Annotated in this window: 3 protein-coding genes; all 3 read right to left on the minus strand. The window is 30.4% G+C overall.

Annotation, left to right across the window (positions count from 1 at the left end; translation table 11 throughout):
- A partial coding sequence (locus tag ACFSSB_RS07215; RefSeq protein WP_379902562.1) for a hypothetical protein occupies positions 1-328 on the minus strand: 328 nt, incomplete at its 3' end.
- Between the two features lie 587 nt (positions 329-915).
- The gene (locus tag ACFSSB_RS07220; protein WP_379902564.1) at positions 916-1,896 is read right to left on the minus strand and encodes a hypothetical protein; all 981 of its coding nucleotides are present in this window, start codon (positions 1,894-1,896) and stop codon (positions 916-918) included.
- 173 nt (positions 1,897-2,069) lie between these two features.
- Complete coding sequence (locus ACFSSB_RS07225) at positions 2,070-3,224, minus strand: hypothetical protein (protein WP_379902566.1); 1,155 nt, start codon at positions 3,222-3,224, stop codon at positions 2,070-2,072.
- Between the last annotated feature and the right edge of the window lie 144 nt (positions 3,225-3,368).

A 3,368-nucleotide genomic window follows, 5' to 3' on the forward strand; every position in this document is an offset into this window, starting at 1 on the left:
AGATACTGATTTTTCCTTTCAGAATTGAGTCTTTTTTATTTCCAGTAATATTGAAATCGAAAAATTTACTTTTAGAACTATCTATCACTCCCTTTTTGTAAAATAGCCAAGTATTCCAAAAAGTGTCTTTTTTTTTCGAAACATAGGCTTCGTTTTCTCCTACTAATTCTCCATTCTCATAGTAAGGAATATTAATTCTTTGATAACGTTTAGAAGTGTCAATTTCCGTTTTATTCAGAGTTGTTTTTTCAGTCTTTAATTCCGTTGACTTTTTGCAAGAGATTAGACAAAAAACTAATAATATGTAAATGGTTTTGAGGTTGTTCATCAAATGTTTGCTAACGGTTTTGTATATGGAAAGTTGCGTGTTTGCGTGCGTGGATTTTCCGAAGGAAAATCAGACGTAGCAAACGTGCAACGACCTTTTGATTTAGCCCAAAATAGCAATTTTTTATATACGTTGTTAGCTACAGTTATTTTATTATTCTAAAGCTATCAATGATATTCATACTTTCCGATTGGCTTAAATTATAACAGTCAATACTAATTTCGTAAGCTAGTCCTAGATCATAATTTAGGATTGCAATAATGAAAATTGAATATTTTTTTCCATTATCAATNGAACATTTTTAGATTCAGTTGGGTATTTTTCTAAAATCTCGCTTGATTCAAATGAAATTTTGAATTCATTAGTTGAATAATTATTTTGACTAAACGATTTTAGTCCAGTAAAAAGTAATAATAAAACTATCACTGTTTTTTTCATAATTGTAGCTAACGTGTTTGTGTAAGATTAGTTGCGTGTTTCAAGCAACTAATTTACTAGATTAATCACGAACGGCGAAATTCCGAAGGAATTTCCCAAGTGAGCTAAAACCAGCAATTAATTTTACACGGTGTTGGGCTCAGTTTTTTCTATCTTATTTCTATTTGAGCAACATTCCTTCCCCCAGTATAGTTGAAATATTCTTTTAATTGATTATATAATTCAAATCCTGAAATACTGATTAAATTTTCTCCTTTATTATCAGTAAGGTATTTACTTAAATCACATAATAATCTTTGATTGTCAGAAGTTTGAAACTCAAATGTCAAATTATCAATTTTGGATAAATCAATCAAATGGTCTGGTAATTTAATTGTAATTGCAGCAATATCAGCTAAATCAGAAATTGAGTTTAATTTCATATTCGTATTCACAAATTTCCAAGGTAGATTTGCTTCGAAACCACAAAGTTGAATTGTATCACTTGTCCAATCCATATCACGATTTGATGAATATGTCCAACCATTCCTAGTAAAAGATTTACCAATAATTACATAATATGAATCTTTTTCCTTATCAGCTCCGATTACAATTGAAGGATTTTGCATAATCGAATCATTATTTAGAATTACTGGTTTTTCTGTATCTCGATAATATGGATAGAAGTATGTACCAGATTTCCCTAAAATATTCTCCTTTAAGTCAATATTCGCAAGTCTATATCTATCTTTCAGAATATAACTTGAATCTAGTTCTATTATCTTTAACGTATTAACCTTATATCTTCCTATATCATTTGGTTCAGAGAATGTATACTTGATAGATATTTCCTTTGCTAATGAAATAAAATCCTGAGTATTTAATTCCTCCCTAAATGCAATATTAAACTCAAAATTAAAAATAGGTTGCTTTTCCGTAATGTCCCATTCTTGCTCCAATTTTTTAGTATGCTCTTCATTATGCTTTTGAAGTATCTCCACAGAAATTGAGCTTATTAATCCAAGGGCAACTAATATTATTAGAATGATACCTTTTTTGTTGAGTTTCCCATTATTCGTAGTATCTCCGAATATTGCAATCAAGGCACTTATGGATGCAATAAGGATTCCTAATATTTTTAGAATTATCATATTTACTTAGTGTTTCGCTGTTTCTTAAATTGAGCCCAACGTGTTTGTGTATGATTTCGTTGCGTGTTTTAAGCACTAAAGTTAGCAAATAAATCACAGATAGAAAGTCCGCGAGGACTTTCGTAAGTAGGCTATAACCAGCAATGAATTATACACGGTGTTGGCAACTGGCTTTATTCTTTACAATGTTTTTCTAATGCTTCTAAAACCATCCAATTATCATCTCCAAGTGATACAGCTTTTTTCAAATCCGCACAAATTTTGTCCAATTCCGATTCTGGTATTTCAGTTTCTTTTGAAGCGATTATTTGGATGTCTTTTGATTTAGATAAAGTTCGACCATTTCCAAGTTCGTATTTTCTTAAAATTGCAAAAGCTCGGTTAGAATACGCATTTGTAAAATAAGGTTCAATTTCGAGGGTTTTATCAAAATCCTTAATTGCCTCGTCAAATTGAAAATCGTTTAATTTCATAGTTCCTCTTGCAAAATATCCTTCTGCCCAATTTGAATCCAAATCCAATGCTTTGTCTAATTTTTTAATTGCTCCTTTATAGTTTACTTCTTTATACAATTCTTGTGATTCGTTGTAAAGTTTGAAAAGTTTGTCGTTTACTTTATCCTTTTGGTAAACACCATTTTTGTAAACGTTATTTCCTTTTATTTCTCCTGTTGAATAGTAGGAAACGGATTCTCCGTCCATTTTTCCGTTTACAAAATTTGTTCGTTGTTTTAATTGTCCATTTGGATGATACATTTCCCAAATTCCGATTTCTTGTCCGTTTTTAAACTCGCCTTTTTGCATTAAAGTTCCGTCTTTATAAAATCGTTTTTCCGTTCCGTTGGAAAGTCCGTTTTCGTATTCAATTACGTTTGATACGTTTCCGTTTATATGATACATTAGACGTTTTCCCTTTAGTTTTCCGTTGAATAGAGTTCCTTCTCCTTGTTTTTTTCCAATTAGGTAATAATCAATAAATCTACCTGAATATGGTGTTGAACTACCTTTTAAATACCAAGTTCCATTTTTTTTGGTCATCAACTTGGTTGTTGGAATTGCTCTTATGCTGTCAGGTCTTTTTGCATATTCTTTTGTAAAAACATAAATAATTCCGTCCAAGTCTTTATATACTGTTTTCTCAATTGCTTCTTTGTTTTTTACGACTTCAACTCTGTCAATTTCATTTTCAGTCAAAGTTCCAAATCCTTCTTTCGGTTCTTCGATTACTGGAATTGAATCTACAACGTATAAAACGTTCTCATTTTGGTTTTGACTGAATCCAATTATTGGTAGAATAGCCAGTAGTAAAATCAGTATTTTGTTTTTCATTCGTATTTTTTTTCAGCTGTCTCGTCCTGAAATATGGCTACAGGTTAAAATTGAATTTACGCTGATAATTTATATACCATATTCGGTGTTTTATAGTCTAAAGATAAATGTAATCTTATTTCGTTGTATAAATTAATTGCATTT

Source organism: Lacinutrix gracilariae (genome assembly GCF_042684485.1).
GTDB classification, from domain to species: Bacteria; Bacteroidota; Bacteroidia; order Flavobacteriales; family Flavobacteriaceae; genus Oceanihabitans; species Oceanihabitans gracilariae.

Bases quoted from the DNA above. Each gene is read 5' to 3' on its own strand.
- ACFSSB_RS07225 (WP_379902566.1), bottom strand. From the start codon at position 3,224: ATGAAAAACAAAATACTGATTTTACTACTGGCTATTCTACCAATAATT.
- ACFSSB_RS07220 (WP_379902564.1), bottom strand. From the start codon at position 1,896: ATGATAATTCTAAAAATATTAGGAATCCTTATTGCATCCATAAGTGCC.